Below are 24,325 nucleotides of genomic sequence, written 5' to 3' on the forward strand. Positions count from 1 at the left end.
CGTCGGGGGCCTCGGCCGCGGGGGCGGCGGCGACCTGAGGTTCGGGCTCGGGCTCCGGCGCCTTCTCAGGCTCCTCGGCCGCTTCGGGCTCGCCCGCCTCCGCGACCTCGTCCGCCGCCTCCGCCTCGCCGGTCTCGCCGACGGCCTCCGGGGCCTCCTCGGCGGCCGGTTCCGCCGTCGCGACCGGCTCCGCCTCCGGGGCCTCCGTCGCGACGGGCTCGGTGGTCTCGTCCGCGCTCTGGGCGTCGGCGGGCTCGTCCTCCTGCGGCTGGGACGCCTCGGCGTCGTCCGCGGGCTGCGCCTCGGCCGCCTGCTCCGCGGGCTCCGGCTCATCGTGCGTGTCGGCCTGGCCCGGCTGGCCGGATGCGGCCTCGTCCCGGACGGGGGCGGCGGGCGCCTCGGCGGCCTCGGTGCCGCGCGGCTCGTCCGCCTCGGCCTCGGGCTCGTCCTGCGGGGGGACGGGGGCCGGCGCGGTGCGTCCGCGCGCCTCGGCGGGGCGGGCGAGCGGTGCGGACGCCTCGCGGAGCGGCGCCTCGGCCGCCTCGCGGAAGGCGGGCCGCGGGTCGAGCATGCGGCCGCGCTCGATGATGTACTCGCGGGGCTCGGCGGCGCGCAGCGGCCCGGCGGGGCCGGGCTGCTCCGGCTCGGCGGGCAGGCCGCGCGGGGCGTCGCGGTCGCCGCCGACGACCTTCATCGCGGGCCGGCGCGGGACGAGCGGCGTCACGGTGTCGGAGAGCGCGTCGTCGTCGTCCCACTCCACGGAGGTGAGCCGCGCGGCGATCTCGTCCAGCGGGGAGACGTGCCGGCGGCGCGGGTCGAACGTCCACTCGGCGGCGTGCGGGCGGCCGCCCTCGAAGAAGGACAGCCGGACGCGCCAGGTGCCGTCCTCGCACTTCCAGGAGTCCCACTCGACCTCTTCCAGGTCGACGCCGCCGCGGCCGAGCCGCTCCTCGACGGTCTCGCCGAGCGGCGGGCCGGGGGTGGACTCGCCCGGCCGGCGCACGGTGACCCGCTGCGCCTGCTGGGCCATGTACTCGCGTTCCTGCAGGACCGGTCCCTCGAACCAGCGGACGCGCTCGACCGGGATCCCCGCCGACTCGGCGATCTCCTCGGCGGTCTCACCGGACCGGATGCGGGCCTGGATCTCCTTGGGGCGCAAGGGACTCTCCACTTCGATCTCGAACTGGCCGAGGCGGGAGAAGTGCCCACGGACCGCTGCGCGGAGCCGGTCGTCGACGGGCAGGGTGAACCGGGTGCCTCGGCCCGCGGTGGCCAGGACGAGGTACGTACCGTCCTCGCTGACCGCGACGAGGCGCAGCTCCTGCATGCGTGTCCTTCCTGCCCTGTCTTGACGGCACGGAGGACCCCGGACCTGTCGACCGTGCTGTCACGGTCGGCCGCCCGATGCCCACCGAGGGCGCATGCGTGCCCTTCCCCCGGGTTCCCGAGTCTCTCTTCCCGGACACGCCTGCTGCCAGCACCGTACCCGGCATGTCCGAACATCGCCGCTCTCGAAGCCCTCTTCACGAGGTCGAAGAGGGCACCTGACCAAGCTTGCCGGGGACGCGGAGGGCGGGGGGTCGCCATGCCTGAATCTTGTGCATCCTTTTCCACACTCTGCCTGACGTCCCGGTCCGGTTCCAGGGGCGGACGTTGCGAGCGTCACGTCTTGGGGAGGAACACGTAGATCGTCTGGTTAGTTTCATTCTGGGGGAATTTCTGGTGAAAGACGGGGGTGAGTGGGGGCATGCCGCGGAAGCTGCCGGATCTCAGCACGACGCAGCTGATCGCGAGCGCGGTGGCGACGGCGGTCGCCGCCTTCGGGGCGTCCTACCTGGGCGTGTACGGGACGATCATCGGCGCCGCGCTGATGAGCGTGATCTCGACGGCCGGGTCGGCCGTCGGCAAGCACTACCTCGACCAGGGGCGCGAGCAGATCAAGGAGCTGTCGCACCTGCAGTCGGCCGCGCGGCGCCGGTCGGCGGCCGAGGGCGCGGCGGACGAGGCGACGAGCGCGGACCCCACCCGGACAGTGGTGTGGTCCGGGGACCCGAACGCCACGCGGCTCGACCTCCCGGTCCTCGGTGACCCGAACGCCACCCGCCTCGATCCCGGCGGCGACCCGAACGCCACGCGCCTCGACCCGAACGCCACGCATCTGGACCCGGCCCGGGCGGTCGCCGGGTCGCTCGCCGCGGAGGCCGGCGAGGACGCCGTGCGCGAGGTCGCGCGCCGCACGGCGTGGCAGAGCACGGTCGAGTGGGCCAAGGCGCACTGGGTGAAGCTGGCGGTCTCCTCGGCGGTGGTGTTCGTCGCCGTGATCGGCGTGATCACCGTGGTCGAGGCGTCCACCGGCAAGCCCATCGGCCGCAGCGACAAGGGGCTGACGGTCACCAACGTGCTGCGCGGCGGCGAGGGCGGCGGGCGGCCGGACGGCACGCCGTCGGAGAGCCCGTCGGGCGGGCCGACCGAGCCGGGCACCCCGACGCCGAGCGGCGAGCCGACGGGCGGCGCGCCGTCCACCGGTGGGCCGGCCACGTCCGAGCCGGAGCCGACGGACCGGCCGACCGAGGAGCGGCCCAGCGAGACTCCGACCACGTCCGGGCCGACGACCCCGGCCCCGACGGCACCGGAGACCCCGGCGCCGACCGGAGGCCAGCAGGACGGCGGCGGAGCCGAGGCGCCGCAGACGCCCGCCGGCTAGGCGGCGCGTCCCCGGCCGGCTAGGCGCCGAAGACCTGCCGCGTGTAGGGGTTGGCGAAGCGGCGGTCCGGGTCCAGCTCGTCGCGCAGGGCGCGGAAGTCGGCGAACCGCGGGTAGACCTTCTCCAGGTAGGACGCGTCGCGCGTGTGGAGCTTGCCCCAGTGCGGACGGCCGCCGACCGTGGTCAGCAGGTCCTCGACGCCGCGGAAGTAGTCCTCGTGCGCGTCGCGGTGGTAGACGTGCACGGCGATGAACGCGCTCCGCCGGCCGTGGGCCATCGACAGCCAGGCGTCCTCCTCGGGGAGGAGCCGGACCTCGATGGGGAAGCTGATCCGCCAGTCCCGCCGCTTGAAGAGGGAGCGCAGCTCGCGCAGCGCGGGGACGAGCTCCTCGCGCGGGATCGCGTACTCCTGCTCTTTGAAGCGGACCGTCCGGGGGCTCGTGAAGACCTTGTAGGACGTGTCGCTGTAGGTGCGCGCGCCGAGCGCTTTGGCGGACACGCGGTTCACGGACGGCGCGGTCGCGGGCGCCAGGTGCGTGACCTGGTTGATGGCGCCGAAGACCGTGTTCGACAGGAACTGGTCGTCGAGCCAGTACCGGAACTTGGACAGCGGCTTCGGCGGGCCCTCGACGCGGTTGTTGCGCTTGGTCAGGCAGCCCTCGGTGTGCGGGAACCAGTAGAACTCGAAGTGCTCGTTGGCGGCGTCGAACTCGTCCACGCGCGCGAGGACCTCGTCCCACTTCATCGGCTGCTCCTGCGCGCGCAGGACGAACGCCGGGACGGTCCGCCAGGTGATGGCGGTGACGACCCCGAGCGCGCCGAGGCCCGCGCGGGCGGCGTCGAACAGGTCGGGGCGCTCGTCGGGCGAGCACGTCACGGTGGAGCCGTCGGCGAGGACCATCTCGAGCGCGGCGACCTGGGACGCGAGCCCGGCGGCGTCGCGGCCGGTGCCGTGCGTGGCGGTCTGGAGGGCGCCGGCGACGGTCTGCTCCTGGATGTCGCCCATGTTCGCCAGCGCGAGGCCGTGCTCGTCCAGGACGCGGTTGAGCGTGTGCAGCGGCAGCCCCGCCTCGACGGTGACGAGGCCGGTGGCGGTGTCGACCGAGCGGACCGCGGTGAGCGCCGTGGGACGCAGCAGGACGTCCTCGGCGACGGCCGCGCCGGTGAAGGAGTGTCCTGTGCCGGTCATGCGGACGGTGAGGCCGTCGCCCGCGGCCGACCGCACCGCGTCGGCCACGTCGCCGGTGGTCCGCGGCGTCACCACGCGCCGGGGCGTGGCCTGCTGGTTTCCCGCCCAGTTCTGCCATTTGCGGGGGTTTTCGGGGGACATGGGGCGACTCTACTCGGCCAAGGATCGTGAGGAAAGTTCATGTTTTTGAGCCGGGCGGATAGGGGAACCGGCGATAACGTACGATCCGGTAACCACACCGGGGTAACCGTCCGTAGCCAGACTCGTTGGGACATGTTGTGGCTTCTCCACCAGCATCACGTACCGGCGCCGTCCCGGGATCGTCCGGCGACGGCGGTGGCGATGGTGAGGCTCCCGCCGCCCGCCCGCCGAGCCCCCGGCCGGACGCGGCGCGGTCCCGGCCGGAGAAGAAGCGCCGCGATCCGCGCGGCGGCGCCCGGTCGCGGAAGGCCCGCCGGTCGCTGCCCTTCCTCATCGGCGGGATCGCGGTGCTGGCCATCGCCAGCACCTCCGGCGGCGTCTACGCGGCGCTGACCGCGGACAAGGCGGAGCCCGCCGCCGCCGGCACCCCGCAGGAGCCGCCGCCGAGCGTTCCGCCGAGCGCCTCCGGCGACCCGGTCAACGTGGCCACCGGCGGCCAGGTCGCCCCGCTGCGCCGGGTCGTGCCGCCGGACGTCCTCGCGGTCGGCGCCGGCTCGATCCCCGCCGCCAAGATCAAGCGGATCGCCGGGCTGAGCCGGGTCAAGGACGTGACGGCGGTCGCGGGCGGAGCCGTGCAGCTCCAGGGCCGCCAGGTGAACGCGTTCGCCGTGGACCCGTCCTCGTTCCGGTCCTGGACGCCGCCCGCCACCGCCAAGAAGACCGAGCTGTGGGAGGCCCTCGCCGGCGGCAAGTTCGTGGTGTCCACGGCCGCCGCCGAGCAGCTCCAGCTGACCAGGGGCTACCAGTACCCGGTGGTCGGACGGACGATGCCGAACCTCACCATGGGCGGCTCCGGGCCCCTCGGCCTGCCCGGCATCGACCTGCTGGTCGGCAAGAAGTCCGGCGGCGAGATGGGGCTCGTCCCGAACGTGGCGATCCTCGTCAACGCGCCCGGCGTGGACCCGGCCAAGGTCGTCCGGGCCGTCACCAGGGTGCTCGGCCCCGGCACCAACGTGCTCAACCTGCACGAGAGCAAGTACCAGTCGTCGACCGGCGGCGGCCGCTCGTCCAGCTACCTGGACCTCTACAAGCAGGCGGCCACCACCTGCCCGGGGCTGTCGTGGACGGTCCTCGCCGCGATCGGCCAGGTGGAGAGCGACCACGGCCGCAACGCGGGCCGGTCCAGCGCGGGCGCGCTCGGCCCGATGCAGTTCATGCCGGCGACGTGGAAGGCGTACGGGGTGGACGGCGACGGCGACGGCAAGGCCGACATCATGAACCCGTACGACGCCATCCCGGGCGCGGCCAAGTACCTGTGCGCCAACGGCGCGGGGCGCGGCGGCAAGCAGCTCTACCGCGCGGTGTGGCACTACAACCACGCCGACTGGTACGTGCAGAAGGTCCTGAACCTGGCCAGGGCGTACGCGGCCAGGTATGACTGACCCCACGTCCCGCATCCCCGCGGGGCTGGTTGGATGGGAGGCATGACCTCGTACGACGCGCTGCTTCTGCTGTCCTTCGGCGGCCCCGAGGGTCCCGAGGACGTGATCCCGTTCCTGGAGAACGTGACCCGCGGCCGCAACATCCCCAGGGAGCGCCTGGAAGAGGTGGGGGAGCACTACCACCTCTTCGGCGGGGTCAGCCCGATCAACCGGCTGTGCCGCGACCTCAAGGCCGCCATCGAGGCCGACTTCGCGGCCCACGGCGTGGACCTGCCCGTCTACTGGGGCAACCGGAACTGGACCCCGTACCTCGCCGACACCGTCCGGCAGATGAAGGCGGACGGGATCAGGCGCGCCGCCGCGTTCGTCACCTCCGCCTACAGCGGCTATTCGACGAACGACCAGTACCTCAACGACATCGTGCGCGCGCGCGAAGAGGTCCCGGGCGCCCCTGAGATCGACAAGCTGCCCGTCTACTGCGACAGGCCGGGCTTCATCGACCCCTTCGTGGACGCGGCCAAGGACGCCCTGAGCGGCCTCCCCGCCGGCGCACGCCTGGTCTTCACCGCGCACAGCGTGCCCCTGTCCCAGCCCAACCGCGAGCTGTACGTCGCCGAGCTGGAGCGGGTCTCGCGGACGGTCGCCGACAGGGCGGCGCCCGGGGCGCCCTGGGACCTCGTCTACCAGAGCCGCAGCGGCCCGCCGAGCCAGCCGTGGCTGGAGCCGCAGATCACCGACCACCTGGGGAAGCTGCACGGCGAGGGCGTCCGCGCCGTCGCGGTCGTGCCGGTCGGGTTCGTCTCCGACCACATGGAGGTCAAGTACGACCTCGACGTGGAGGCCGCCGACCTGGCCGCCGAGCTCGGGGTCGCGTTCGCGCGCGCCGCCACGCCCGGCACCGACCCGCGCTTCGCCGCCCTGCCCCGCGACCTCCTGGGAGAGACCCCGTGAGCCTTGCCGAAGACCTGCTGGAACTGGCCGCCGAGACCGCGCGCGAGGTCGGCCGGATGCTGGTCGACAAGCGGCCCGCGGACGGCCCGGACGTCGTGCAGACCAAGTCGTCCCCGACCGACGTCGTCACCCAGATGGACCGCGCCGCCGAGCAGCTGATCATCGAGCGGATCCGGGCGGCCCGCCCCGACGACGCGTTCCTCGGCGAGGAGGGCGGCACCCGCGCCGGGGGCAGCGGCGTCCGGTGGGTGGTCGACCCGATCGACGGCACAGTGAACTACCTCTACGACCTGCCCGACTGGGCGGTCAGCATCGCCGCCGAGGTGGACGGCGAGGCCGTCGCCGGGGCGGTGGAGATGCCGCGCCGCGGCGAGTCCTACACGGCCGTGCGCGGCGGCGGCGCCCTGCTGCACACCGCGGCCGGCGCGCGCGAGCTGCGCGTCAACGCACAGGTGCCGCTGGGGCAGGCGCTGGTCGCCACGGGCTTCGGCTACGACGCCGGGCGGCGCGCCCGGCAGGCGCAGGTCCTCACCGGGGTGCTGCCGAACGTCCGCGACATCCGGCGCGGCGGCTCCTGCTGCGTCGACCTGTGCTCGCTCGCGGCGGGACGGGTCGACGCCTACTACGAGCGCGGCGTCCAGGCGTGGGACATCGCCGCCGGGGCGCTGATCGTCCAGGAGGCGGGCGGGCGCGTCGAAGGGCTGGACGGGGCGCCCGCGGGCCCGGAGCTGACCATGGCGGCCGGGCCGGGCACGTTCGAGGCCCTGCACGCCCTCCTGAAGCCGCTCGGCCCCACGCGCGACTGAGCGCCGCGGAGACGGGTCGCGGAGAGGGGCCGGGGAGAGGGCGCGCGAACGGCGAGAAGCCCGGGACGGCCGGGTCCCGGGCTTCTCGACTACGGGGTCGCGCCGCGCGGAGTGGTGCGGCGGGTCAATCGCAGCGGGGTGCCTCGACGCCGATGTCGTTGTTCGCTGCGATCCGGCGCAGTTCGCTGATCTCCTCCTGACGGATGTCCGCCAGGTAGGTGTCGCCCTCTGCGTGGGCGGTGCGCAGCGACGCGTACGCGTCGTCGAGCCGCTGCTGGATCATGCGTGACAACTCGCCCATGGGCCTCCTCCCGGATCGTTTCCATGCCCTACCCAGACCTAAGCTGAAAGCAAACCTGTTCGCGGATGCAATTTTCGCGGAGTCTTGCGTCCGCGCGGCCACCGCCCGGCGTACGCCGAGTTGAACGCCTGTTTACGAGCGTCTTACGGCGCCCGTGGCATACCTGGGAGCCGGAGGCCGGGCCCGCGCCCGGCCAGGAGGGGGACCTGTGCGTGTTCTAGTCGTCGAGGACGAGCGGGTGCTCGCCGACGCGATCGCCACCGGCCTGCGCAGGCAGACGCTGGCCGTGGACGTGGCCTACGACGGCGCGGGCGCGCTGGAGCGGGCCGGCGTCAACGAGTACGACGTGATCGTGCTCGACCGCGACCTGCCCAAGGTCCACGGCGACGACGTCTGCAAGCAGCTCGTCGCGCAGCGCTACCCGGCGCGGATCATCATGCTGACCGCGGCGGGCGAGCTGGACGACCGGGTCGAGGGCCTGTCCATCGGCGCCGACGACTACCTCGCCAAGCCGTTCGCGTTCGCCGAGCTGATCGCCCGGGTGCGGGCCCTCGGGCGGCGCGCCGCTGCGCCGCTGCCGCCCGTCCTGGAGCGCGCCGGGATCACCCTCGACCCGGCCCGCCGCGAGGTCTCCCGCGACGGCCGCCCCGTCGAGCTGACCCGCAAGGAGTTCGCGGTCCTGGAGGTGCTGCTCAGCGCGGACGGCGCCGTCGTCAGCTCCGAGCAGCTGCTGGAGAAGGCGTGGGACGAGCACATCGACCCGTTCACCAACGTCGTCCGGGTCACGATGATGACGCTGCGCAAGAAGCTCGGCGACCCCCCGGTGATCGAGACCGTGCCCGGCGTGGGGTACCGGCTGTGACCGCACCCCGGCCCGGCCCGTCCGAATCCGGAGCGACCGCGGCGCACTCCGGGTCCGGCGACACGCGTCCGAACGCCGCACACGACACCGGCGCGCAGGCCACCCAGCCGACGGCCGTCCCCGGCGGCGGGCAGCCCGGCGGGCAGGGCGGCGCCCCCGGCGGCGAGGGCGGGCGGCGCGGCGGCCGGTGGCGGCGCCCCGGCCCGCAGCAGTTCCCGCCGCCGCCCCCGGCCGCGAAGGGCATGTGGCGCGCCGACGGCAGCCCGGTGACCGCGCTGCCGAACCGGATGAGCGTGCGGCTGCGCCTCACCCTGCTGTACGGGCTGCTGTTCTTCATGGCCGGCGCGCTGCTGCTGTTCGTCATGTCGTTCCTGATGGCGAACATCCTCAGCAACGTCAAGGTGATCGGCTACGGCCTCACCGACGCCGCGGCCGCCGAGCTGCAGCGCCAGTTCGTCGAGCAGACGATGAAGCAGCTCGTCGGCCGGTCGCTGCTCGCGCTCGGCGGGGTCGGCGTGATCACGCTGGTGCTCGGCTGGTTCGTCGCCGACCGTGCGCTCAGCCCGCTGCAGCGGGTCACCACGACCGCGCGCCGGCTGTCGGAGAGCACGCTGCACGAGCGCATCGCGCTGGAGGGCCCGGAAGACGAGATCAAGGAGCTGGCCGACACCTTCGACGCGATGCTGGAGCGGCTCGGCCAGGCGTTCGACTCCCAGCGCCGGTTCGTCGCGAACGCCTCGCACGAGCTGCGCACCCCGCTCGCGATCAACCGGACGCTGCTGGAGGTGGCGCTCGGCGACCCCGAGGCGTCGGAGGACCTGCGCACCGTCGGCCGCACGCTGCTGGCCACCAACGCCCGGCACGAGCGGCTCATCGAGGGGCTGCTGCTGCTCGCCCGCAGCGAGCGGGAGCTGACCGCGCGGACCCCGGTCGACATGGCCGAGGTCGCGGCGGCCGTGCTGGAGCAGTCGAACCGCCGCGAGCACGACAACGACGTGGCCGTCCACCCGGAGCTGACGCAGGGCACGGCGCTCGGCGACCCGGTGCTGCTGGAGCACCTGGTGTCGAACCTCGTCGAGAACGCGATCAAGCACAACGAGGCCGAGGGCGGCGAGCTGTGGATCCGCACCGGCATGCTCGACGGCTACGCCACCGTCCAGGTGGAGAACACCGGGCCCGTGGTGCCCGCCTACGAGGTGGAGCGGCTGTTCGAGCCGTTCCGGCGGCTGAACGCCGACCGCGTCGAGTCGTCCAAGGGCGCGGGCCTCGGCCTGTCGATCGTCCGGTCCGTGGTGCTCGCGCACCGCGGCGCCGTCTACGCGGCGCCCCGCCCCGGCGGCGGGCTGATCGTCACCGTCCGCCTCCCACCGGGCTGACAAGAGAGCGCCCTGGCCGGCCCTCGGGGGGCCGGCCAGGGCGCGCGCTCACTTCAGCGGGTCACTCCGACCCGGTCACTTCGAGACGGTCCCGTACGCGCTGGGGCTGGAGGCGTAGCGGCTCTGCCGCCACTCCCACCGCATCGTGGTGCCGCTGGAGGACGGGATGAAGGTGACGTACCCGGGGGCGCACTCCTTCTCGTCCATCCCCGCCATCGGGGTCTCCCGGTACATGACCTTGCCGTCGTCGTCGGACAGCAGGGACAGGCGCGTGTAGCACTTGTCCTGGGCGCCGGACGGGTAGGTGTAGGTCGCGACGCCGGTCGTGTAGATCAGCGAGAACTTGACCTCGAACTCGGTGTGCCCGGCACCGGCGCCGGGCTGGTTCCCGTCGCCGGTGAAGTTGCCCACGAGCCCGCCCGTCGCGCGCGGCGTCGGGGTGTCGTCGTCCGGCGGCGTGTAGGTGCTCGTCGGGTACGTCGTCGGGAACGGGTCCGGCTCGTCGTCGCTGTTGGCGCCGATGATCGCCAGCACCACGACCACCAGGATCACGATCAGCGCCAGCGCGCCGCAGCCGATCGCGATGATCGGCCCGGCCGAGGACGACTGCTTCGGCGGCGGCCCGTAGCCCGGCCCCGGCGGCATCGGCGGCTGCATCTGCATCTGCGGCTGCGGGGGCTGCGGCGGCGCGCCCTGGTACATCGGCATCGGCGGCGGCGTGATCGGCTGCGGCGGGGGCGTGTTCGGGCCCGCCATCGCGCCCTGGTGCATCGGCATCGGCGGCGGGGTGATCTGCGGCTGCGGCCGGTGCTGCGGCGCCGGCGGCACCGGGGGCGGCGGCGGCAGCTGCGAGGCGATCCGGGTTCCCTGGTTGAGCAGGTCCTCCTGCCCGGCGCCCTGCCCCGCCGGCGCGGCGCCGACGGCGCCGAGCAGGTTCAGCAGCAGCTGCGGGGCGGGCGGGCGCAGGCCCGCGTCCTTGGACAGGCAGCGGCCGATCAGGTCCCGCAGCGGGCCCGGGGGCAGCGCCGACAGGTCCGGCTCCTCGTTGAGGATCCGGTTGATGATGACCGGCAGCGTGTCCGCCTCGAACGGCGACTGCCCGGTGGCGGCGAACACCATGGTCGCGCCCCAGGCGAAGATGTCGACCGCCGGGGTGAGCGGCGCGCCCGTCAGCTGCTCGGGCGCCAGGTAGCCGGGCGTGCCGACCACCATGCCGGTCGCGGTGACGGCGCTCTCCTGCGAGTTGACCGTCCGGGCGATGCCGAAGTCGACGACGCGGGGGCCGTCGGACGCCAGCATGACGTTGTTCGGCTTGAAGTCGCGGTGCACGATCCCGGCCTCGTGGATCGCCGCGAGCGCGGTGGCCGTGCCGATCGCGAGCCGCTCCAGCTCGGCGGCGCTGCGCGGCCCGTCGTGCGCGACCACGTCGTGCAGGGACGGCCCGTCGATGAACTCGCTGACGACGTAGGGCTGGTCGCCCTGGACGTCGGCCTCCAGCACGCGGGCCGTGCAGAAGGGCTCGACCTTCTGCGCCGCACTCACCTCGCGGGTGAACCGGGCACGCGCGGCCGGATCGTTGGCCATCTGCGCGTGCAGCAGCTTGACCGCGACGTACTCTCCTCCGGGCGCCTTGCCCAGGAAGACGGCGCCCTGGCCCCCGGCGCCCAGCCGTCCGATGACCTCGTACTGTCCGAGTGCCCTAGGATCGCCCGGCTCCAGCGGAGCGGCATCCGGCATCTGACCCTCCATTGACCCGCAGTGATGTCCGCGACATTGTGCGCCGGACCCACCGCGGGCCCCGTTCCGGCGTCCGAACCGCGGCACCGGGGTGAAACCTCCGCAGGGGGCCCGCCCCCAACCTCAGGCGGGCACGATATCGCGTTAGTTCAGACGTTTCACCGATCAGTCTGGTTCGGTCTTCCGGCGGCCGGGTCAGGCCGCGCCCGCCGGGCCGTCCCGCCGCGCCTCCCAGGCCGGGGACGGGTGCGCGCCGCGGGGTGCGTCCGGGAGCCCGCGGCGGTGCCGCGCCGCCGGCCCGCCGCCGCGCGCGGACGCCGTGCCGCCGCGCGGGCCGGTCGGCGCGCGCAATGCCGCCGGGACCGATATGATCCCGGCCGCCGCGGGTACTCCGGCAGGTGCCCCGGCCCCGGCAGCGGGACGTCGGCATCCGCCGGTTATGTGACGGAAGACACAGTACGAGGAAAGATCCGGGTGACTGGTGTCACTCGTGGGAACGGTCGCGCCTTGTGTGTCGCAGGTCACCAACCGTGACAGAATTTCCCGCCCGGATCGGGCACAAGAACGGCCCCTTGAGCGTTAGATCCGCGCGACGGGGCGCATAAAGCACTGAGGGGGATGGAGATAGAAGATGGCGACCGACTACGACAGCCCACGCAAGACCGACGACGATCTCAGCGAGGACAGCCTCCAGGAGCTCCAGGCCCGGCGGGCCGACAAGGCCGCCAGCATCATCGACGAGGACCTGGACGCCGGTGAGGTCGCCGAGCTTCCCGGGGCCGACCTGTCCAACGAGGAGCTCACCTTCCGGGTGGTTCCGCGGCAGGCGGACGAGTTCACCTGCACGCGCTGCTTCCTGGTGCACCACCGCAGCCAGCTGGCCACCGAGAAGAACGGCCAGCCGATCTGCCGCGAGTGCGCCGCCTGACCGGGAGTGGCCGCCGGGTGACGGGAGAGATCGAGAAGCGTCATGACGATGTGGAGCCGGCGCACGGCGGCGGCTCCACGGAACTCGGTGAGCTGATCGGACGGCTCACCGCCGACGAGGACATGGACCGCGAGACCCGCGGCCGCCTGCTCGGGCGGCTGGCCGCCCTGCTCGGCCGGAGCGCCCGCAAGGTGGGGGCCGCGGGGATCGGGCGCGGCAGGTGGCTCGGCGACCTGCTCGTCGAGGCCGCGCCGCACATCACCATCCGCGACCTGGAGACGCTGCAGGCCCACCACCGCGGGCTGATGGGGGAGGAGCTCGCCGACCGGCTCGTCAAGGTGGCGAGCAACGGCACGACCGCCGTCGGCGCGGCCGGCGGGGCGCTGGCCGCGGTGCAGTTCGCCGCCCCGCCGCTGCTGCTGACGGCGCCCGCCCAGCTCGCCGCCGAGACGCTCGTCGTCGCGGCCATCGAGGTCAAGATGATCGCCGAACTGCACGAGGTGTACGGCGTGCGCGTCCAGGGCACCGGCACCGCCCGCGGCGCGGCGTTCGTCACGTCCTGGGCCCGGCAGCGCGGCGTCAACCCCCTGGAGGCCGGGTCGCTCACCAGCGCCCTCGGCACCGCCGCCAAATCGGCCCTGCGCAAGCGGATGCTGCGCACCTTCGGCCGCAGCATGAGCACCATGGGCCCGCTCCTCACCGGCGCCGCCGCGGGCGCCGCCCTCAACCGGTCCGCGACGAGGGCCCTGGCGCTGAAGGTCCGCAACGACCTGCGCGAGACCGCCGGGATCACGCCCCCGCTCCCGGGATCCCGCCGCGAACCGCTGAGCTGACCGCGTACGCGCCGGCGGGGACGCCCCGCCCGGCGGACGTTCCAGGGGGTCGCCCCCCTGGAACGGCACGGGTCAGGCATCGACCTTCAGATGGGACGGCAGCTCGCCGGTGCCCTTGGCGTACTGGTGCGCCACGGCGCGGGTCGCGAGCAGGCGGGCCAGCTCCATGCCGACGCCCATCACCACGGCCCAGCCGACCGCCTCCAGCAGATCGACCTCCGGGGACTCGGGGTTGGTCGGGGGCTCCTTGCCGGTGCTCTTCTTCCAGATCATCGTGATGGTCTTCTTCGCGACGAACCCGCCCGCGAACGCCGCGGCGCCGGCCATCACCCGCCACCCGATATCGCCCTTATCCGCCATACTCGTCCTCCACTCGTCTGTCGTCTCCGACGCTACCGGAACGGTCCGCCCCGGGCGGTGGAGGTGATCGCCGCGTCGGCCGTCCGCCGGCGGCCGTCAATTGGCATGCGGCTCCCGCCGATGTCAATACCATTGGCTCATGACAGAGCAGCCGCGTACCTCGCACGTCCCGCCGAAGCCCTCCCTGGACGGCCTTGAGGACAAATGGGTACGCGTCTGGGAGGACGAGGGCGTCTACCGCTTCGACCGCACCCGGCCGCGCGGCGAGGTCTACTCGATCGACACCCCGCCGCCCACCGTGAGCGGTTCCCTCCACGTCGGCCACGTCTTCTCCTACACCCACACCGACACCGTCGCGCGGTTCCACCGCATGCGCGGTCGGGCGGTCTTCTACCCGATGGGCTGGGACGATAACGGCCTGCCGACCGAGCGCCGGGTGCAGAACCATTTCGGCGTCCGGTGCGATCCGTCGCTGCCCTACGATCCCGATTTCGAGCCGCCGGCCAAGCCCGACCCCAAGCGCCAGCTGCCGGTCTCGCGGCGCAACTTCATCGAGCTGTGCGAACGGCTCACCGAGGTCGACGAGAAGGCGTTCGAGGAGATGTGGCGCCAGGTCGGCCTGTCGGTCGACTGGAACCACCTGTACACCACCATCGGCGACGTGTCCCGCACGGCGTCGCAGCGCGCGTTCCTGCGCAACCTGGCGCGCGGCGAGGCGTACGTCTCCGAGGCGCCGACGCTGTGGGACGTGACGTTCCGCACGGCCGTCGCCCAGGCCGAACTGGAGGACCGCGAGCACCCCGGCGCGTTCTACCGGATCCGGTTCCACGGCGACGAGCGCCCGGTCTACATCGAGACGACCCGGCCGGAGCTGCTGCCCGCGTGCGTCGCGCTGGTCGCCCACCCCGACGACGAGCGCTACCAGGAGCTGTTCGGCACGACCGTCCGCACGCCGCTGTTCGGCGTCGAGGTCCCGGTCCTCGCGCACCGCCTCGCCGAGCCCGACAAGGGCTCCGGCATCGCGATGATCTGCACGTTCGGCGACGTCACCGACGTCACCTGGTGGCGCGAGCTCGACCTGCCGACCCGCGCGATCGTCGACTGGGACGGCCGCCTCGCCGCCGACCCGCCCGCCGGCGTCGCTCCGGAGCCTTACGCGGAGCTGGCCGGCAAGACGGTGTTCTCCGCGAAGGAGCGCGTCGCCGAGATGCTCCGCGAGTCCGGCGACCTCGACGGCGAGCCGCGCAAGATCAGCCGCCCGGTGAAGTTCTACGAGAAGGGCAGCAAGCCCCTGGAGATCGTCACCACCCGGCAGTGGTACATCCGCAACGGCGGCCGCGACGAGGGCGTCCGGGCGGAGCTGCTGGCGCGCGGGCGCGAGCTGGCGTGGCACCCCGGCTACATGCGGGCCCGGTACGAGAACTGGGTCGAGGGGCTGAACGGCGACTGGCTGATCTCCCGGCAGCGGTTCTTCGGCGTGCCGATCCCCGTCTGGTACCCGCTGGACGCCTCCGGCGAGCCCCGCTACGACGCGCCGATCGTCCCGTCCGAGGACGCGCTGCCCGTCGACCCGTCCTCGGACGTCCCGCCGGGCTACACCGCCGGGCAGCGCGGCGAGCCGGGCGGCTTCATCGGCGACCCCGACGTCATGGACACCTGGGCGACATCGTCGCTCACCCCGCAGATCGCGGGCGGCTGGGAGCGCGACGCCGACCTGTTCGGCCGCGTCTTCCCCTACGACCTGCGGCCGCAGGCGCACGACATCATCCGGACGTGGCTGTTCTCCACGGTCGTCCGCGCGCACCTGGAGCACGGCTCGCTGCCGTGGACGGGCACCGCGCTGTCGGGGTGGATCCTCGACCCCGACCGCAAGAAGATGTCGAAGTCCAAGGGCAACGTCGTCACGCCGATCGACCTGCTGCGCGAGTACGGGTCCGACGCCGTCCGCTACTGGGCGGCGAGCGGGCGGCCCGGCACCGACACCGCGTTCGACACCGGCCAGATCAAGGTCGGCCGGCGCCTCGCCATCAAGATCCTCAACGCGTCCAAGTTCGTGCTCGGGCTGGGCGAGGCCGAGGAGGGCGCGCCCGTCACCGAGCCGCTCGACCGGGCGATGCTGGCGGCGCTGTCCGGCGTCGTCCGGGACGCGACGGAGTCGTTCGAGGGCTACGACTACACGCGGGCGCTGGAGCGCACGGAGCGGTTCTTCTGGGAGTTCTGCGACGACTACCTGGAGCTGGTGAAGGCCCGCGCGTACGGGGACGGCCCGGAGGCGCAGTCGGCGCGGGCGGCGCTGCGCACGGCGCTGTCGGTGCTGCTGCGGCTGTTCGCGCCCGTCCTGCCGTTCGTGACCGAGGAGGTCTGGTCGTGGTGGCGGCGCGGGTCGGTGCACGCGGCGTCCTGGCCGGCGGCCGCCGAGCTGCCGGCGGGCGGCGACCCGGCCGTCCTCGCCGCGACGGGCGAGGCGCTCCGCCAGGTCCGCAAGGCCAAGTCGGAGGCGAAGGCGTCGATGCGCGCCGACGTGTCCCGCGCGGTCGTCCGGGGCGCGGAGGTGGCGCACATCGCCCGGCCGGACCTCGCCGCGGCGGGGCGGATCGCCGACCTGACGCTGGAGGACGCCCCCGCCGAGCTGACCGTCGACGTCGAGCTCGCCCCCGCGACCTAGGCGGTTCCGCGCCGCGGCGCGGCTCACTCCGCGGGCCCCGCGGAGTGGGCCGCGTCAGAACGTGCAGGGCAGGTGCTTGATCCCGTTGATGAAGCTGGAGAACAGCCGGTCCGGCTCGCCGGTGGCGCGGATGTCCGGGACGCGCGTGAACAGCTCGCGGAACATCACCGTGATCTCGCGGCGGGCGAGGTTCGCGCCGAGGCAGAAGTGCGGGCCGGGGCCGCCGAACCCGACGTGCGGGTTGGGGGAGCGGGTGATGTCGAAGACGTCCGGGTCCGCGAACACGGTCTCGTCGCGGTTGGCCGAGTTGTAGAAGAGCAGGACCTTGTCGCCCGCGCGGTACTGGTGGCCGTTCATCTCGTGGTCGCGGGTCAGCGTCCGGCGGAACTGGATCACCGGCGTCGCCATCCGGACGATCTCCTCGACCGCGCCCGGCATCCGCGTGTCGAAGTCCTCCAGCAGCAGCGCGCGCTGCTCCGGGTTGTCGGTGAACAGCTTGAGGCCGTGCGACATCGCGTTCCGCGTCGTCTCGTTCCCGGCCACCACGAGCAGGATGAAGAACGAGCCGATCTCCTGGTCGGTGAGGCGCTCCCCGTCCACCTCGGCCGCGATCAGCGCGGACACCAGGTCGTCGCCGGGCCGGCGGCGGCGCAGCCGGGCGAGCTTCATCGCCAGGTGGTTCAGCTCGAACCCGGCCGTCAGCACCTTGAGCAGCCCGTACAGCGCGCCGAGCCGGGTGATGCCGTCGCGGCTGTAGTCCTTGCCGCCGCTGTACTCGGGGTCGCCGAGGCCGAGGATGATGTTCGTCCGCTCGTACACCATCGGCCGGACGTGCTGGGGGATGCCCATCATGTCGCAGATGACCTGGAGCGGGAGCCGGGCCGCGACGTCGGTGACGAAGTCGGCCGAGCCCTTGGCGACCAGGTCGTCCACGATCCGCGTCGCGGCGGACTGCAGGTCGGCCTCCATCTTCTCCAGCACCCGGGGGGTGAACGCCCGCGACACGATCTTGCGGATCTTGGCGTGCCGCGGGTCGTCCATGTTGATCATCGACCCGAAGTAGCGGGCGAGGTAGCCGGGCAGGTCGGCGATGCTGTTGGAGCACGGCTCGCTGCTGAAGATCTGCGGCGACCGGCTGGCCTCCACGACGTCGGCGTGCCTGGTCAGCGCGTAGAAGCCGGGACCCTGCTTGACGAACGGCAGCTTCAGCTCCTGGAAGAACGCCGGATGCTCGCGCTGCCGCAGCGCCGCGAACTCGGCCATCCGCCGCTCCGGGGGCAGCGCCCAGAAGGGCAGGTCGGCAACGCTCAGCCGGCCGGGGTCCGGCACCGTCGTCGTCACTGCGCACCGTCCTCGCACATCGTCCAGAATCTGATTCGGTTCAATCGAACCGAGCCACCGGCACCCCGTCAAGGCCCCCTCAGGCGACCGCGACGACCTTCCGCTGCAGCACGGCGCGCTCGACGGCGGTCCACGTCCCCGACACCAGCAGGTACAGCCCCGCCGCGAGCGGCACGAACGCCGCGAAGACCACCGTCCCGAACGGCAGCACCCGCGCGACCGCGCCCATCGGCCCCTCGGCGGTCACCCGCCGCGACGACCACACCGCGACCGCGCCCAGCAGGACGAACAGCCCGATGAACACCAGCGAGGGCGGCGACAGCAGCCCGCCGCCGAGGACCCCGATCCAGTTCTGCCCCAGCGGCGCGGAGAGAAGCGTGTGCGCCAGCAGCGCGTTCTGGTGCCCCGCCACGGTCGCCGACATGAACAGCCGGTACATGACCATGAAGAACGGGATCTGCGCGAACATCGGCAGGCACCCGGCGACGGGCGACGCGCCCTCCGCCTCGTACAGCGCCGCCATCTCGCGCCGCAGGCGCTCGGGGTTCTTCGCGTGCTTCTTCTGCAGCGCCTGGACCTTGGGCATCAGCCGCGCCCGCGTGCGCTCGCCCTTGGCCGCCGCGACGGCGAGCGGGACGAGGAGCAGCCGCACGGCCAGGGTGAACAGCACGATCGCCAGCGCCGTGGCGGACCCGCCGGCGGACGGCTCCAGGCCGTCCGCCAGCCCGGAGACGAGGGCATGGGCGATCGAGACGGGAACATCGAACATGAGAGGACCTTCCGGAACGAGAGGGGATCGGAGGCGTTCCGGCCGCGCTCAGGCGGCCGCGATCCCCGTTCCGGGCGCTCTCGGACGCGGGCGTCCCGCCGCGTCCGGGTCGCGCTGCGGCAGGAAGGCCGTGCGCAGCGTCCGCTCGCGCAGGGTCGTGCGCACCCGCGCCAGCACCGCCCGCTGCCCCCGCCGCGCCGCGCGGAACCGCACGGCCGCAAGCACCAGCAGCCCCGCGACGGTCAACGAGCCGAGCGCCACCAGCACCGACTGGCCCGGCGCCGTCCCCGCCCACTCGGCCACGGCGAACCCCCGCAACGCGAGGAACACCACCAGCGACCAGAGCATGCGCAGACCTTCCCGTACGGACGTACGCCTCAGTCTCTCACCAATCGGCTGTTTCCACCGCCTTGGCTGCGGCCAGGTGGCAGAGCGTCAGAGAAGGAGAAGCGTGAGAGCGGATACGAACACAGTGGCCGTGGTGGTCTTCGTTAGGGGCATTCGGGTGGCTATCGCGGTGTCGCGGTGGTCGTCCTGGGCCAGGTAGGTGAGGGTGGCGCTCAGAGCGCGGCCCAGGCCGAAGGCCGCGCCGGTGAGGAGGGTCAGGGGGAGGGAGAGGCCGGCCAGCAACAGGGCCAATGCCAGGACATACGGGGATGTTGCGGGGACGTAGGTGCGGACGCCGGTGCCCAGCTCGAAGCCGAACTGGAGGGTGCCCCGGCGCAGGCGGGTCTGGAGGACGTCCGGCGGGATCTGGCGGGCGTTCTGCGGGAGCGGGAAGCGGACCAGGCCGAACTCGCGGGCGGCGCCGAGGGCGGCCGCGGCGAGGATCGCGGACGTCCGCACAGGGGCCGGGAGCGGCGCGGCGAGTCCGGTCAGCAGGTAGATCACCGCGGCGCTGAGGGTGCCCCCGAGCAGCAGCCCGAGGGTGAAGACGGCCAGGACCTCGCCCTGCCGTACCGGGGCCCGCCAGCCTGGCGAGAACAGCACCGATTCGCTGTTGCGCGTTCAGACGCTGCCCGACAGCGAGAACCCGGCGAGGGCGCCGATCGACGACCAGCACAGCACGGCGGCGTCCAGCGCGGCGGCGGAGACCGCGAGGAGGGCGAGGGCGGCGACGGGGAGGAGCGGGTCGGTCAGGCCCCGCCGCAGCCGCCCGGCGGTCAGTTCTTGCACGCCGTCGCTTTCCGGCAGATGGTCTTGTACCAGTTGCCCTTCTTCGACTTCTTCCAGCCGTCGTGGCAGCGCCAGGTGACGCCCTTCTTGCAGCTGCCGCAGCTCTTGGAGTAGGCCCAGAGCCAGCCGTCGTAGCCGCCGCCGTAGCACTGGTTGGGGCGCAGCTTGTACCGGCCGGGATCGGAGACGCCCGACTTGTGGAAGCCCTTGTACTTGCCGCTCGTCCGGCAGCACCAGCTGCACACGTAGCTCGGCCCGCAGCCGGGGGAGCAGTTGTGGTTCGCCGCGTACGACGGGCAGCGCGGGTAGATGTCGTAGTAGCCGACCAGTTGGAAGCCGGAGGACAGCGCCTCCCGGGCGGGCGGGAAGACGCCGAGCGCCTTCAGCCCTGCGGTGGCGCCCGCGGCGGCGAGGCCGGTCAGCAGGCTGCGCCGGGCCGGCCGGAACTTCGGCTCGTCGCGGGGGACGGGCCGCCGCCGGACGCGCTCGGCCCCGGCGGGGCGCGGCCCCCGCAGCGGCGGGACGTCTTCGAGCTCGATCATCGCGCCGCCTCCAGGGCCAGCTCGCGGAGGGCCTCGGGCGAGCCCACCGGCTCGGCGGCCCGCACCCGGCCGTCCGCGCCGACGAGCACGGCGAACGGGGTGGCGGGCACGCGGTAGTCGGCGAACAGGCCGTCCTGCTCGCCGGTGAGGACGGTCGCGCCCGGCGGCGGCCCGGGGTCGGGCGGCGGACCCGCGAAGATCGCGTGCAGCGGCCGGTCGAGCGCGCCCGCGGCGGCCAGCACGTCGGTGCAGACGCCGCAGTCGCGGTCCAGGAAGAGCAGCAGGCCCGGCCCGAGCCGGTCGAAGGCGGGCGCGGCCGTGCCCGGCGCCGGGCCGAGCCCTGCCGAGGGCGCGCCCTGGCCGAGGGCGTGGACCTGCCGGACGAGACCGGCGACGACCAGGGCGAGCAGCAGGATCGCGACCCACGACAGCAGCAGCGCGCTGTTCTGGAAGCTCATCCGGCCGTCCTCCTCTCCGTGAGCATGGCGCGGGGCAGCGTCCACAGGAGCACCGCGAACGCAGCCCCCGCCGCGACCGTGATGGACACCTCGTAGGCGGTGAGCGCGGCCGGGAGGCCGAGCAGCGCGCCGGTGAGGGCGAGCAGGGAGAGCGCGGCGGCGCGGCCGGCGACCCAGCCGGTCATCGGCGTGCCGTCGCCCGCGCACCCGCACGGCACGCCCCGGCGGGTACGGGAGACGTGCGCCGCGTAGAGCGCGTACAGGGCCAGCAGGACGGCCGCCGCTCCGCAGGACGCCCGCAGCGGACCGTCCAGCCAGAGCAGCAGCGCCACCGCGCCCGCCGCGCCGGTCAGCGCCTCGGCGGCGATCACCAGGGCCGCGACCGGAGCCGCGGCGGCGCGCGGGAGCACCCGGTGCGCGCGCAGCGCGGCGGCGAGCGCGCGGGGACGGGCGGCCTGGCCGAACGCCGACGCCAGGAGCACCAGCGAGACCGCGACCCCGGCGAGCGGGCCGGTCACCGGACCGCCTCGACCGCCAGCCCGGCGAGCCGCCGGGGGACCTCGCGCACCCGGTCCTCCTCCGGCAGGACGGTCACCAGCAGCGATCTCAGCGCCAGCAGGAAGTAGGGCCCCTGGCCCTCGACGGTGTCCTGGAACAGCTCGCCGCCCGCGACCCGGGCGCCCCGCCAGGGCGGCAGCCGGCGGCGGGTGCCCGCCGTCAGCGGCGTGATCTCCAGCAGGCCGAGGCCCGGGACCTCCTTGACCATCTCGGCCGGCTCGGCGCGCCGGGCGCGGCCGCGCGGCACGGCGACGATGCCGTCCTCGTGCTCGGTGAGCCGGACGGTGCCGAAGAACGCCACCGCGTCCGCCGGGCGCCCGTGGTAGAGGTGGGTGAACACCGCGTGGCGGCGGCCCTCCCACACGGCGGCGAGGACGGGGTCGCGCTGCCCGGTGTCGGGGTCGCGGGTCTCGGCCCGGCCGACCCGCAGCCGTCCGCCCTGCAGCCGGAACTCCTGCTCGAAGCGCTCGACGCCGATGTCCTCGGCCCAGCCGAGCGCGTCCGCGCGGGTGCCGCCGGAGATCTCGTGGAGCCGGCCGCGGTCGGCGATCCGCGCCACTGACGTGCACGGGCGCCCGAGGTCGTGGGCGCCGGCGAGCCGGACCCGCACGCCGTCCAGCGAACGGTGGGTGACCTCGCGTCCAGCCATGCCCATGCCGCCCCCTCCCTGCGGGACGCACGCCCCACAGAAGCACCGCGGGTAACAGGGGTGACGCTACGCGTGATCTACCGCTTCGGGGATAAACCTTCCGGAAGTGGTCACGTCCGGGAACGGGTAGGGTCAACTGCCGGACCCGCGCGGCGGCGGTGTCCCACGGCGGCGTTTCGGCCGCGTCCGGGCACGGCGCCGTCGGTAGGGTCGGGTGGTCCTCCGGCAGGTACGCGTTGAGGTGGAGCCCGTGAGCAAGGTCGATGTGCTGATCAAGCGGCTGGATCCCGAGCTGCCCCTGCCGGCCTACGCGCATCCGGGCGACGCGGGCGCCGATCTGGTCGCGGCCGTGGACGTCGAGCTGGCGCCGGGGGAGCGCGCCGTCGTCCCGACGGGCGTCGCGATCGCGCTGCCGGACGGCTACGCCGCTTTCATTCACCCCCGGTCCGGATTGGGCGCTAGGTTGGGGGTGACCATTGTCAACGCACCCGGTACGGTCGATGCCGGCTATCGGGGTGAGATCAAGGTGACCCTGCTGAACACCGACCCCCGCGCCGCGGTGACGCTGCGGCGCGGAGACCGCATCGCGCAGATGGTCGTGCAGCGGGTGGAGCGGGCGGTGTTCCACGAGGTCGCCGACCTTCCCGGAGCGGCGCGCGGAACCGGCGGGTTCGGGTCCACGGGCGGATTCGGCGCCACGCGCGTTTTCGGGAACAATGAGCACAGTCGAGAAGGAGCGTGAGTCGTGGCTTTTGGACGTCGCCGGCAGGCCGAGGAGCCCGAGAAGGAGCCCGAGGCGACCGCGGAGCCGGCGGAGACCGCCGAGGAGGCTCCCGCCAAGGCGGAGTCGGCCGAGGGCGGCCCGTGGGACTCCGAGGACTCCTTCCCCGAGCTGCAGCGGCTTGACTTCGGCTCCCTGCAGATCCCGGTCGCGCCGGGGCTGGGCTTCCAGGTGAACTTCGAGGCCACCCAGGTGGACGAGGAGGGCAACCCCCTCGACGGGCGGCCCGTCGCCGTGCTGGTGCAGTACGAGGAGAGCGCCATGCAGCTCCAGGTGTTCGCGGCGCCGAAGCGCAGCGGCATCTGGGACGACGTGCGGCGCGAGACCGCCAAGGACATCCAGGAGGAGGCCCAGGGCCAGATCCAGGAGGGCGAGGGCCCGTTCGGCCCCGAGCTGCTGGCGATGGTCCCGGCGGCGCTGACCGAGGAGGTCCTCGCGGAGATGCCGCAGGAGGTCCGCGAGCAGATCCCGGCCGAGTTCGTCGAGCAGGGCTGGGCGCCGCAGATCATCCGCTTCCTCGGCGTGGACGGCCCCCGCTGGTTCCTGCAGGCCGTGGTGCAGGGCGCCGCGATCGAGGACGAGGAGCAGTGGCAGGTCCTGGAGGACGTGCTGCGCGGTGTCGTCGTCGTCCGCGGCGACGCGCCGATGCCGCCCCGCGACCTGCTGGAGCTGCAGATCCCCAAGGAGTTCAGCGAGGCCGGGCAGGACGGCGAGGAGGAGGCCGTGGAGACCTTCGACCCGTTCGAGCGCGGCCCCGAGATCACCGAGGTGCGCTGACCCGCGGCACCGCCGCGGCCCGCGAACTCAGGCCCGCCCGCGCCGCACGCCTTTTCGGACGTGCGGCCGGGCGGGTTTCGCTTTCCCCGGCCCCGGCCGATCCCTTGCCTCGCGGCCCGCGCGGGTGGTCAATCGGGGCATGTCGAAGAAGACGCGCAAGCGCAGGGCCCGCAAGCGGGGCAAGCACAACAAGGGCAAGCGGCCCAACGCCCGGCACTGATCCGCGCCCGGACGGGCCCGGACCGTCCCGGACGGCGGCTCAGATCATCTCGAACGCCATCGCGTGCTCGACGCCGGCCTCCCGCCCGGCCGGCTCGGCGATGCCGGTGAGGAACTCCGCCGCGTCGAAGTCGGCGCCGAGGTTGGAGAAGTACACCTCGTGCGCGCGCAGCGAGTCGATCCCCGCCTGCAGGTGCCCGGTGACGTCCACGTAATGCGTGGGCTGCGGCGACCCGCTGAACAGTGTGAACCGGACGCCCTGCCACGGCTCCAGCCCGAGGTCGCGGAACACCCACCGGTTGGCGGCGTCGCGGACGGCGTCCGCGACGGCGAGCCCGAGCACCCGGTGGTCGGCCATGTTGAACCCGCCGCCGGGGAAGCCCTCCCGGAAGTTGATCGACAGCACCACCTCGGGCCGGTGCCGGCGGATGGCGCTCGCGAGCGCGCGCCGCAGCGGCAGCCCGTACTCCAGCATGCCGTCCGGCATGTCGAGGAACTCGACGGTGCCGACGCCGACCCGGCGCGCCGCCTCGATCTGCTCCGCGGTGCGGATGCGCCGGACCTCCTCGGGGTCCATCGAGTCGATCCCGGCCTCGCCGCGGGTGGCGAGCACCTCCGTCACGGCCTTGCCCTGCGCGGTCCACTTGGCGATCGCCGTCGAACACCCGTACTCCAGGTCGTCCGGGTGGGCGACGATCGCCAGGGCCCGCTCCCAGTCCTCAGGTACCACGTCCATCCCCTCATCCTGGCCGATCGCCGG

Annotated in this window: 27 protein-coding genes; 11 read left to right on the forward strand and 16 right to left on the reverse strand. The window is 73.6% G+C overall.

Annotated elements, in window-relative coordinates; all coding sequences use genetic code 11:
* Positions 1–1,327: septation protein SepH (gene sepH, locus ETD96_RS03050; RefSeq protein ID WP_138633659.1), on the reverse strand; the 1,327-nt coding region annotated here is incomplete at its 3' end.
* A 420-nt stretch (positions 1,328–1,747) separates the two neighbouring features.
* Between sepH and ETD96_RS03055 the strand changes: the two genes are divergently transcribed.
* The gene (locus ETD96_RS03055) at positions 1,748–2,704 is read left to right on the forward strand and encodes a hypothetical protein (RefSeq protein ID WP_138633662.1); all 957 of its coding nucleotides are present in this window, start codon (positions 1,748–1,750) and stop codon (positions 2,702–2,704) included.
* 19 nt (positions 2,705–2,723) lie between these two features.
* On the opposite strand, the gene ETD96_RS03060 is transcribed toward ETD96_RS03055, so the two are convergent.
* The gene (locus tag ETD96_RS03060) at positions 2,724–4,034 is read right to left on the reverse strand and encodes a D-arabinono-1,4-lactone oxidase (protein ID WP_138633665.1); all 1,311 of its coding nucleotides are present in this window, start codon (positions 4,032–4,034) and stop codon (positions 2,724–2,726) included.
* Between the two features lie 137 nt (positions 4,035–4,171).
* Between ETD96_RS03060 and ETD96_RS47440 the strand changes: the two genes are divergently transcribed.
* Genes ETD96_RS47440 through ETD96_RS03075 form a run of 3 tightly spaced genes read left to right on the forward strand, consistent with a single transcriptional unit; the run spans position 4,172 to position 7,233 of the window.
* The gene (locus ETD96_RS47440) at positions 4,172–5,476 is read left to right on the forward strand and encodes a lytic transglycosylase domain-containing protein (protein WP_138633668.1); all 1,305 of its coding nucleotides are present in this window, start codon (positions 4,172–4,174) and stop codon (positions 5,474–5,476) included.
* A 42-nt stretch (positions 5,477–5,518) separates the two neighbouring features.
* Positions 5,519–6,427 (forward strand): ferrochelatase, encoded by a 909-nt coding sequence (locus ETD96_RS03070; RefSeq protein WP_138633671.1) that lies wholly within the window; start codon positions 5,519–5,521, stop codon positions 6,425–6,427.
* Complete coding sequence (locus ETD96_RS03075; protein ID WP_138633674.1) at positions 6,424–7,233, forward strand: inositol monophosphatase family protein; 810 nt, start codon at positions 6,424–6,426, stop codon at positions 7,231–7,233. The genes ETD96_RS03070 and ETD96_RS03075 overlap by 4 nt, the downstream gene beginning before the upstream one ends.
* A gap of 124 nt (positions 7,234–7,357) precedes the next feature.
* Here ETD96_RS03075 and ETD96_RS44370 read toward each other — a convergent pair whose 3' ends face one another.
* A complete protein-coding gene (locus tag ETD96_RS44370; RefSeq protein ID WP_171068827.1) occupies positions 7,358–7,534 on the reverse strand; it encodes a hypothetical protein in 177 nt (58 codons plus the stop codon).
* A 208-nt stretch (positions 7,535–7,742) separates the two neighbouring features.
* Between ETD96_RS44370 and ETD96_RS03080 the strand changes: the two genes are divergently transcribed.
* Positions 7,743–8,396: a response regulator transcription factor gene (locus ETD96_RS03080; RefSeq protein WP_138633677.1), complete on the forward strand. Its 654-nt coding sequence runs from the start codon at positions 7,743–7,745 to the stop codon at positions 8,394–8,396.
* Positions 8,393–9,772 (forward strand): sensor histidine kinase, encoded by a 1,380-nt coding sequence (locus ETD96_RS03085; protein ID WP_240807151.1) that lies wholly within the window; start codon positions 8,393–8,395, stop codon positions 9,770–9,772. Before ETD96_RS03080 ends, ETD96_RS03085 begins: the two co-directional genes overlap by 4 nt.
* Positions 9,773–9,847: 75 nt before the next feature.
* Here ETD96_RS03085 and ETD96_RS03090 read toward each other — a convergent pair whose 3' ends face one another.
* Together ETD96_RS03090 and ETD96_RS44375 are read right to left on the reverse strand one after the other, a co-directional pair.
* Entirely contained in the window at positions 9,848–11,509 is a 1,662-nt protein-coding gene (locus ETD96_RS03090) for a serine/threonine-protein kinase (protein WP_138633680.1), read from the reverse strand.
* Between the two features lie 195 nt (positions 11,510–11,704).
* On the reverse strand, positions 11,705–11,860 hold the full coding sequence (locus tag ETD96_RS44375; protein WP_171068828.1) for a hypothetical protein: 156 nt from the start codon (positions 11,858–11,860) through the stop codon (positions 11,705–11,707).
* Between the two features lie 280 nt (positions 11,861–12,140).
* Between ETD96_RS44375 and ETD96_RS03095 the strand changes: the two genes are divergently transcribed.
* Positions 12,141–12,437, forward strand: coding sequence for a DUF4193 domain-containing protein (locus ETD96_RS03095; protein ID WP_067893074.1), 297 nt, complete (start codon positions 12,141–12,143; stop codon positions 12,435–12,437).
* A 17-nt stretch (positions 12,438–12,454) separates the two neighbouring features.
* The gene (locus ETD96_RS03100; protein WP_240807153.1) at positions 12,455–13,270 is read left to right on the forward strand and encodes a hypothetical protein; all 816 of its coding nucleotides are present in this window, start codon (positions 12,455–12,457) and stop codon (positions 13,268–13,270) included.
* A gap of 72 nt (positions 13,271–13,342) precedes the next feature.
* Here the strand turns inward: ETD96_RS03100 and ETD96_RS03105 are convergent, their stop codons facing one another.
* The gene (locus ETD96_RS03105) at positions 13,343–13,630 is read right to left on the reverse strand and encodes a DUF4235 domain-containing protein (RefSeq protein ID WP_138633683.1); all 288 of its coding nucleotides are present in this window, start codon (positions 13,628–13,630) and stop codon (positions 13,343–13,345) included.
* A 139-nt stretch (positions 13,631–13,769) separates the two neighbouring features.
* Between ETD96_RS03105 and valS the strand changes: the two genes are divergently transcribed.
* On the forward strand, positions 13,770–16,295 hold the full coding sequence (gene valS / locus ETD96_RS03110; RefSeq protein WP_138633686.1) for a valine--tRNA ligase: 2,526 nt from the start codon (positions 13,770–13,772) through the stop codon (positions 16,293–16,295).
* 54 nt (positions 16,296–16,349) lie between these two features.
* Here the strand turns inward: valS and ETD96_RS03115 are convergent, their stop codons facing one another.
* From ETD96_RS03115 to ETD96_RS03150, 9 genes are all read right to left on the reverse strand, one after another.
* Positions 16,350–17,636: a cytochrome P450 gene (locus ETD96_RS03115; protein WP_240807155.1), complete on the reverse strand. Its 1,287-nt coding sequence runs from the start codon at positions 17,634–17,636 to the stop codon at positions 16,350–16,352.
* A 79-nt stretch (positions 17,637–17,715) separates the two neighbouring features.
* Positions 17,716–18,405, reverse strand: a complete 690-nt coding sequence (locus tag ETD96_RS03120) for a YidC/Oxa1 family membrane protein insertase (RefSeq protein ID WP_138633690.1) — start codon at positions 18,403–18,405, stop codon at positions 17,716–17,718.
* A 48-nt stretch (positions 18,406–18,453) separates the two neighbouring features.
* The gene (locus ETD96_RS03125) at positions 18,454–18,753 is read right to left on the reverse strand and encodes a DUF6412 domain-containing protein (RefSeq protein ID WP_138633693.1); all 300 of its coding nucleotides are present in this window, start codon (positions 18,751–18,753) and stop codon (positions 18,454–18,456) included.
* A gap of 87 nt (positions 18,754–18,840) precedes the next feature.
* Positions 18,841–19,395 (reverse strand): hypothetical protein, encoded by a 555-nt coding sequence (locus ETD96_RS03130; RefSeq protein ID WP_205719084.1) that lies wholly within the window; start codon positions 19,393–19,395, stop codon positions 18,841–18,843.
* A gap of 18 nt (positions 19,396–19,413) precedes the next feature.
* Positions 19,414–19,581 (reverse strand): hypothetical protein, encoded by a 168-nt coding sequence (locus ETD96_RS44380; protein WP_171068829.1) that lies wholly within the window; start codon positions 19,579–19,581, stop codon positions 19,414–19,416.
* On the reverse strand, positions 19,569–20,123 hold the full coding sequence (locus ETD96_RS03135; RefSeq protein ID WP_138633696.1) for a hypothetical protein: 555 nt from the start codon (positions 20,121–20,123) through the stop codon (positions 19,569–19,571). The genes ETD96_RS44380 and ETD96_RS03135 overlap by 13 nt, the downstream gene beginning before the upstream one ends.
* Entirely contained in the window at positions 20,120–20,581 is a 462-nt protein-coding gene (locus ETD96_RS03140) for a hypothetical protein (protein ID WP_138633699.1), read from the reverse strand. Before ETD96_RS03140 ends, ETD96_RS03135 begins: the two co-directional genes overlap by 4 nt.
* Positions 20,578–21,099 carry a MauE/DoxX family redox-associated membrane protein gene (locus ETD96_RS03145; protein WP_171068830.1) on the reverse strand — a complete coding sequence of 174 codons (522 nt, stop codon included), beginning with the start codon at positions 21,097–21,099 and terminating at the stop codon, positions 20,578–20,580. Before ETD96_RS03145 ends, ETD96_RS03140 begins: the two co-directional genes overlap by 4 nt.
* Positions 21,096–21,794, reverse strand: a complete 699-nt coding sequence (locus ETD96_RS03150; protein WP_138633702.1) for a hypothetical protein — start codon at positions 21,792–21,794, stop codon at positions 21,096–21,098. The genes ETD96_RS03145 and ETD96_RS03150 overlap by 4 nt, the downstream gene beginning before the upstream one ends.
* 244 nt (positions 21,795–22,038) lie before the next feature.
* Between ETD96_RS03150 and dut the strand changes: the two genes are divergently transcribed.
* Together dut and ETD96_RS03160 are read left to right on the forward strand one after the other, a co-directional pair.
* Complete coding sequence (gene dut, locus ETD96_RS03155; protein WP_138633705.1) at positions 22,039–22,530, forward strand: dUTP diphosphatase; 492 nt, start codon at positions 22,039–22,041, stop codon at positions 22,528–22,530.
* A gap of 3 nt (positions 22,531–22,533) precedes the next feature.
* Positions 22,534–23,346: a DUF3710 domain-containing protein gene (locus ETD96_RS03160; RefSeq protein WP_138633708.1), complete on the forward strand. Its 813-nt coding sequence runs from the start codon at positions 22,534–22,536 to the stop codon at positions 23,344–23,346.
* A 259-nt stretch (positions 23,347–23,605) separates the two neighbouring features.
* On the opposite strand, the gene ETD96_RS03165 is transcribed toward ETD96_RS03160, so the two are convergent.
* Complete coding sequence (locus ETD96_RS03165; RefSeq protein ID WP_138633711.1) at positions 23,606–24,301, reverse strand: PIG-L deacetylase family protein; 696 nt, start codon at positions 24,299–24,301, stop codon at positions 23,606–23,608.
* Positions 24,302–24,325: the final 24 nt, after the last annotated feature.

The organism is Actinomadura geliboluensis (assembly GCF_005889745.1).
GTDB lineage: Bacteria > Actinomycetota > Actinomycetes > Streptosporangiales > Streptosporangiaceae > Spirillospora > Spirillospora geliboluensis.

What these genes read in the sequence shown, in the direction of transcription:
- ETD96_RS03150 (WP_138633702.1), bottom strand. Translation starts at nt 21,794, where the DNA reads ATGGGCATGGCTGGACGCGAGGTCACCCACCGTTCGCTGGACGGCGTG.
- ETD96_RS03135 (WP_138633696.1), bottom strand. Translation starts at nt 20,123, where the DNA reads ATGATCGAGCTCGAAGACGTCCCGCCGCTGCGGGGGCCGCGCCCCGCC.
- ETD96_RS03140 (WP_138633699.1), bottom strand. Translation starts at nt 20,581, where the DNA reads ATGAGCTTCCAGAACAGCGCGCTGCTGCTGTCGTGGGTCGCGATCCTG.
- ETD96_RS03095 (WP_067893074.1), top strand. Translation starts at nt 12,141, where the DNA reads ATGGCGACCGACTACGACAGCCCACGCAAGACCGACGACGATCTCAGC.
- ETD96_RS03060 (WP_138633665.1), bottom strand. Translation starts at nt 4,034, where the DNA reads ATGTCCCCCGAAAACCCCCGCAAATGGCAGAACTGGGCGGGAAACCAG.
- ETD96_RS03165 (WP_138633711.1), bottom strand. Translation starts at nt 24,301, where the DNA reads ATGGACGTGGTACCTGAGGACTGGGAGCGGGCCCTGGCGATCGTCGCC.
- ETD96_RS03120 (WP_138633690.1), bottom strand. Translation starts at nt 18,405, where the DNA reads ATGTTCGATGTTCCCGTCTCGATCGCCCATGCCCTCGTCTCCGGGCTG.
- ETD96_RS03125 (WP_138633693.1), bottom strand. Translation starts at nt 18,753, where the DNA reads ATGCTCTGGTCGCTGGTGGTGTTCCTCGCGTTGCGGGGGTTCGCCGTG.
- valS (WP_138633686.1), top strand. Translation starts at nt 13,770, where the DNA reads ATGACAGAGCAGCCGCGTACCTCGCACGTCCCGCCGAAGCCCTCCCTG.
- ETD96_RS44370 (WP_171068827.1), bottom strand. Translation starts at nt 7,534, where the DNA reads ATGGGCGAGTTGTCACGCATGATCCAGCAGCGGCTCGACGACGCGTAC.
- ETD96_RS03055 (WP_138633662.1), top strand. Translation starts at nt 1,748, where the DNA reads ATGCCGCGGAAGCTGCCGGATCTCAGCACGACGCAGCTGATCGCGAGC.
- ETD96_RS03090 (WP_138633680.1), bottom strand. Translation starts at nt 11,509, where the DNA reads ATGCCGGATGCCGCTCCGCTGGAGCCGGGCGATCCTAGGGCACTCGGA.
- ETD96_RS03105 (WP_138633683.1), bottom strand. Translation starts at nt 13,630, where the DNA reads ATGGCGGATAAGGGCGATATCGGGTGGCGGGTGATGGCCGGCGCCGCG.
- ETD96_RS03070 (WP_138633671.1), top strand. Translation starts at nt 5,519, where the DNA reads ATGACCTCGTACGACGCGCTGCTTCTGCTGTCCTTCGGCGGCCCCGAG.